At 66.5% G+C, this 5,212-nt stretch carries 7 protein-coding genes and 1 tRNA gene; 3 read left to right on the plus strand and 5 right to left on the minus strand.

From position 1 onward, the window contains the following. Both Q0D45_RS20695 and modA read left to right on the plus strand, forming a co-directional pair. On the plus strand, positions 1-419 hold a 419-nt coding region (locus Q0D45_RS20695), incomplete at its 5' end, for a substrate-binding domain-containing protein (RefSeq protein ID WP_293397549.1). A 52-nt stretch (positions 420-471) separates the two neighbouring features. Next, on the plus strand, positions 472-1,272 hold the full coding sequence (gene modA, locus Q0D45_RS20700) for a molybdate ABC transporter substrate-binding protein (protein ID WP_293397552.1): 801 nt from the start codon (positions 472-474) through the stop codon (positions 1,270-1,272). Between the two features lie 222 nt (positions 1,273-1,494). Here the strand turns inward: modA and Q0D45_RS20705 are convergent, their stop codons facing one another. From Q0D45_RS20705 to thiS, 4 genes are all read right to left on the minus strand, one after another. After that, complete coding sequence (locus Q0D45_RS20705; protein WP_293397555.1) at positions 1,495-2,541, minus strand: NADP(H)-dependent aldo-keto reductase; 1,047 nt, start codon at positions 2,539-2,541, stop codon at positions 1,495-1,497. Positions 2,542-2,561: 20 nt separating this feature from the next. After that, positions 2,562-3,299 (minus strand): tRNA (guanosine(46)-N7)-methyltransferase TrmB, encoded by a 738-nt coding sequence (gene trmB, locus Q0D45_RS20710; RefSeq protein ID WP_293397558.1) that lies wholly within the window; start codon positions 3,297-3,299, stop codon positions 2,562-2,564. A gap of 8 nt (positions 3,300-3,307) precedes the next feature. Beyond that, positions 3,308-4,102 carry a thiazole synthase gene (locus Q0D45_RS20715; RefSeq protein WP_293397561.1) on the minus strand — a complete coding sequence of 265 codons (795 nt, stop codon included), beginning with the start codon at positions 4,100-4,102 and terminating at the stop codon, positions 3,308-3,310. A gap of 77 nt (positions 4,103-4,179) precedes the next feature. Then, positions 4,180-4,380: a sulfur carrier protein ThiS gene (thiS, locus tag Q0D45_RS20720; protein ID WP_293397564.1), complete on the minus strand. Its 201-nt coding sequence runs from the start codon at positions 4,378-4,380 to the stop codon at positions 4,180-4,182. A 120-nt stretch (positions 4,381-4,500) separates the two neighbouring features. Between thiS and Q0D45_RS20725 the strand changes: the two genes are divergently transcribed. Next, a tRNA-Gly gene (locus Q0D45_RS20725) sits at positions 4,501-4,574 on the plus strand. Positions 4,575-4,616: 42 nt separating this feature from the next. On the opposite strand, the gene Q0D45_RS20730 is transcribed toward Q0D45_RS20725, so the two are convergent. Beyond that, on the minus strand, positions 4,617-5,212 hold a 596-nt coding region (locus tag Q0D45_RS20730; protein WP_293397567.1), incomplete at its 5' end, for an NAD-dependent epimerase/dehydratase family protein.

Raw genomic sequence — 5,212 nt, forward strand, 5'->3', positions numbered from 1 at the left:
GCCTGGAGCGCCGCGATGGCTATGTCGCAGCGCTTTCCGCCGCCGGTCTGACCCCGGATTTCCGGCTCTGCGCGCCCTCCGCCGACGCCGCTCGCGCCGAGCTGGTGAACTGGTTCGCGAGCCCGGATCGGCCCGAGGCGCTGGTGGTCAGCAACAGCCTGTTCCTGAGCAGCGCGGTGCGCGCGGCGCGTGCTGCCGGCCTGTCGATCCCGAACGATCTGGCGCTCGCCGGCTTCGACAACGAAACCTGGACCGAACTGGTCGAGCCGGGGCTGACGGTGATCGAGCAGCCGGTCGAAGAGATTGGACGGCAGGCGATGGCGCTGCTGTTCGAGCGCTTGCAGACGCCGAACCTGCCGGTGCGCAAGCTGGTGCTGAGCGGGCGCTGCGTCGTGCGCGGATCGACGGCAGCGCGCTGACGCCATCGGGCAGCGGCTGGCACACTCGAGCGCCCAGCTTGAGGAGATTCCGATGCCGCTTTTCATCCGCAAGCACGTCGCTGCGCTGCTGACCGCCGTACTGCCACTCATGCTGGCCGGCAACGCGCAGGCTGAAGGCGACCATCTGGCGATTGTCGCGGTGCCGAGCATCGCGCCCGCCGCCGCCACGCTGAACACCGAGTTCCTGCGCCAGCATCCGGGTACGGCGATCACCGTCGCCAGCGCCGCTTCGGCGACGCTGGGCACTCAGATCGAGGCCGATGGCGCGTTCGACGTGCTGCTCGCCGATGACCAGGCGCTGCCGCAGCGGCTGGCCGCCAGCGGCAAGCTCGATGGCGGCAGCACGCGAGTGATCGGGATCGGTCTGCTGGCTTTGTGGACCAATACGCCGGGCGTCAATCCGGGCCGCGGCCGGCCGTTGTTCGCGGCCGACTACATCAATGCCATCGCCATTGCCGACCCGGCCGGTTCGCCGTTCGGCGTCATCGCCACCACCGCGCTGGATCGCCTCGGCGTTGCCGAAATCGCGACCCCGAAGCTGAAGCGGCTCGCCGATGACCTGGCCGTGGCCGAGGAGATCAAGGCCAGGGGTTCGGACATCGGCCTGCTGCCGATGCCGATGGTGAAAGCACCGGCCTATCGCGACATCGGCCAGTACATCCTGCTGCCGATCGGCGTCTACGAACCGGCGCAGTACACGGCGAGCTTGAGCAAGGCCGCCAGCGGCAATGCGCTGGCGCAGGCCTATGTCGAGTTCCTGCGCTCGGCACCGGCGCGGGCCCTGCTGGCCACCGCCGGCTTCGAAGCCCCGGCCCCGACACCGGCACCCTGAGCGAATCGGGCTGAGGCAACTCGGCGGCGGGAGCGTCACCGCGCGGTCATCGGCGGTGGCGAGCATCGGGCAGTGCTTCCGCTGGCTGCTGTGTCATGCCCCCCCCCAACAAGCTTTGCCAATTCCCGACGAAGCCGTCGTGATCTGTTGCGTGCCCGATTGCACGCCTCTGCTCGGCCAATGGCTCCCCCGCGAGCGGGGGAAGGAGAACGACGCGCCCGCTCAGGGACAGGGAATCGTGTAGCGCTTGTGGATCGCTTCGATGCCTTCGATCACCGCTTTCGACAGCTTCAGATCGTGTGAAGCAATGTTCGATTTCAGCTGCTCCATCGACGTGGCGCCGATGATGTTCGCAGTGGTGAAATGCCGTGACGTGACGAAGGCCAACGCCATCTGGTTCAGCGCCAGGCCGTGCTCTTTCGCAAGGTCCGCATAGGCCTGGGTCGCAGCCATCGCGTGGTCGCCGTTGTAGCGGCTGAAGCGCTCGTACAGGGTCAGCCGTGCATTCGCCGGGCGCTGGCCGTTCAGGTACTTGCCGGCCAGCATGCCGAAGGCCAGCGGCGAATAGGCCAGCAGGCCGAGCTGCTCGCGGTGCGAGAACTCGGCGAGGCCGACCTCGAAGCTGCGGTTCAGCAGGCTGTACGGATTCTGGATCGACACCGGGCGCGGCAAGCCTCCAGAACCATTATCTGGGCGGCTCAGGCGCAGGTATTCGGAGACACCCCAGGGCGTTTCGTTCGACACGCCGATGTGGCGCACCTTGCCGGCTTTCACCAGTTCGCCAAGCGCACCCAGCGTCTCTTCGATCGGCGGCGCGCGGCTGTCATCGCTGGGCTTGAAGCCAAGCTGGCCGAAGTAGTTGGTGGCGCGCGACGGCCAGTGGATCTGGTAGAGATCGATGTAGTCGGTCTGCAAGCGCTTGAGCGAGGTATCGCAGGCGGCGAGCACGCTCTTGCGATCGAGCTTGGCACCGCCGCGCATGTAGTCCATCTGGCCGGGGCCGGCGACCTTGGTGGCCAGGACGATGTCCTTGCGGCGGCCCTTCTTGGCGAACCAGGTGCCGATGATCTCTTCGGTGCGGCCATAGGTTTCAGCCTTCGGCGGCACCGGATACATCTCGGCGACGTCGAAGAAGTTGATGCCCTGGCTCACGGCGTAATCCATCTGCTCGTGGCCTTCGGCTTCGCTGTTCTGCTCGCCCCAGGTCATGGTGCCGAGGCAGATGCTGCTGACTTCGAGATCGGTGCGGCCGAGCTTGCGCATTTCCATCAGCAGGACTCCTGTGCGGTTCAGATACGGATGAATTCGAGATCGGCGACCTCGTGACCGAGGCGCAGACCGCGGCTTTCGAAACGGGTCAGCGGGCGATCGTCCGGGCGCGGCACGAAGCGGCCGTCGGGGCTGAGGTTCTTCAGGCGCGGCTCGGTGGCGATCGCTTCCAGCATGTGCTCGGCGTATTGCGCCCAGTCGGTCGCGAGCTTGAAGCGGCCGCCGGGTGCCAGCGCCTCGGCCACGGTGGCGACGAAGGCCGGCTGGATGATCCGGCGCTTGTGATGCTTGGTCTTGTGCCAGGGATCCGGGAACTGCACGACCACTTCGCAGAACGCGCCTTTCGGTGCCGTGGTGCGCAGGAATTCGGCGGCGTCGGCGCACATCACGCGGACATTGCTCAATCCCGCTTTCTCGACTTCCTGCAGCACCCGGCCGACACCGGGGCGATGCACTTCGGCACCGATGTGGTTGATCTCCGGATGCGCCGCCGCCGCCTGCGCCAGACGCTCGCCGTTGCCGAAGCCGATCTCCAGCGACAGTGGCGCGGCACGGCCGAAAGCTTCGGCGAAATCGATCGGCGGCAGCGGATGAACATGCTCGCCATCGGGCATCGGCCCCAGGCCGTATTGCGGCCACAGGCGCTCCAGCGCATCGGCCTGGGCGTCGGTGATCCGCCCTTCGCGGCGCACGAAGCTGCGGATCGCGCGGGCGCGGCGGTCGCCATCCAACTCTGGGAGTACGGGAACTTCGGCCATGCGAGTGCTCAGCCGATGACGCCGGCAATCGGCGACGAGGCCGAGGCATAGCGGCGCATCGGCATGCGGCCGGCGAGCTTGGCTTCGCGGCCGGCGATGATCGCGTGCTTCATGGCGCTGGCCATCAGCACCGGGTCACGGGCTTCGGCGATCGCGGTGTTCATCAGCACGCCGTCGCAGCCCAGCTCCATCGCGATCGCGGCGTCGCTGGCGGTGCCGACGCCGGCGTCGATGATGATCGGCACCTTGGCGTTCTCGATGATCGCCAGGATGTTGTAGCGGTTCTGGATGCCCAGACCGGAGCCGATCGGGGCCGCGAGCGGCATCACCGCGACGCAGCCGATCTCTTCGAGGCGCTTGGCCAGCACCGGGTCATCGCTGCAGTAGACCATCACGTCGAAGCCGTCGCGGACCAGGATCTCGGCGGCGGCGAGCGTGCCGATCACGTCCGGATACAGGGTCTTCGGATCGGCCAGCACTTCGAGCTTGACCAGCTTGTGGCCGTCGAGCAGTTCGCGAGCCAGGCGACAGGTGCGCACGGCATCGTCGGCGGTGTAGCAGCCGGCGGTATTGGGCAGGATCGTGTAGCGGCTCGGCGGGACGACGTCGAGCAGGCTCGGCTCGTTCGGGTTCTGGCCGATGTTTACTCGACGAATCGCCACCGTGATGATTTCCGCGCCGCTGGCTTCGGTCGCCAGCCGGGTTTCTTCGAGGCTCTTGTACTTGCCGCTGCCAACCAGCAGCCGCGAGCGATAGCGCTTGCCGGCGATGACCAGCGAGTCGTCAGCAGCTGCAGTGGACATGGGTTCTGCCTGGGTCATCTCGAATCTCGATCAGTGCCACTAAGCCCTCTCCCCTCGGGAGAAGGGAGACCCGCGGTTTATCCCCCGCCTATCGCGCGAACAACTTCCAGGCGGTCACCTGCCGCCAGCCTGCGCTCGCCCCAGCTGCTGCGCGGCACGATGTCGCCGTTCAGCTCGGCGGCGCAGCGCTGGCCGGACAGGCCGAGCGTTTCGATCACGGTGGCAACGGTGGCGGCGTCGGCAGAGTCGCGGGACTCGCCATTGACGATGATCTGCATGGCAGGACGAGGATTTGCGGGAGGCCTGAAGTTTAACCGACCAGGCTACGATCAATCACCGCGCCGTGCTTGTCAGGCCGGTCTCGGCAGGTGCATCCTTGCGCCGCGAAACGCACCCGAGCGGGTGTAGTTCAATGGTAGAACTGCAGCTTCCCAAGCTGCTAGCGTGGGTTCGATTCCCATCACCCGCTCCATCCCTTGCCGTTCGGCGGAAGGGATTTCCGCTTCGAGAACGCTCAGGCGTTCAGCCAATCCAGATAGCGTTTGACGCCTTCCTCGACGGTGAGGAACGGGCGGTCGTAGCCGATGCTGCGCAGCCGGTCGTGGCTGGCTTCGGTGTAGCTCTGGTAGCGGCCGCGGAGGCTGTCCGGGAACGGCACGTAGTCGATCCGGCCCTTGCCGTGCCAGGCGATCACGCTGTTGGCGATGTCGTTGAACGGCTGGGCGCGGCCGGTGCCGCAGTTGTAGATACCGGAATGTTCCGGGTGATCCCAGAACCACAGATTCATCGCGACGACGTCGTCGACGTGGATGAAGTCGCGGCGCTGGCCGCCGTTGTCATAGCCGTCCGATCCTTCGAACAGCTTGCAGACGCCGTCCTTGGCGATCTGGTTGTTGAAGTGGAACGCGGTCGAGGCCATGCCGCCCTTGTGCTGCTCGCGCGGGCCGTAGACGTTGAAGTAGCGCAGGCCGATCACCTGCGAGGTCAGGGACTGGCGGCACACGTACTGGTCGAACAGGAACTTCGAATAGGCATACACGTTCAGCGGCTTTTCGCAGTCGCGCTCCTCGCGGAAGCCATTGGTGCCCATGCCGTAGACCGAGGCCGAGC

The organism is Nevskia sp., from assembly GCF_023266035.1.
Classification (GTDB): Bacteria; Pseudomonadota; Gammaproteobacteria; order Nevskiales; family Nevskiaceae; genus Nevskia.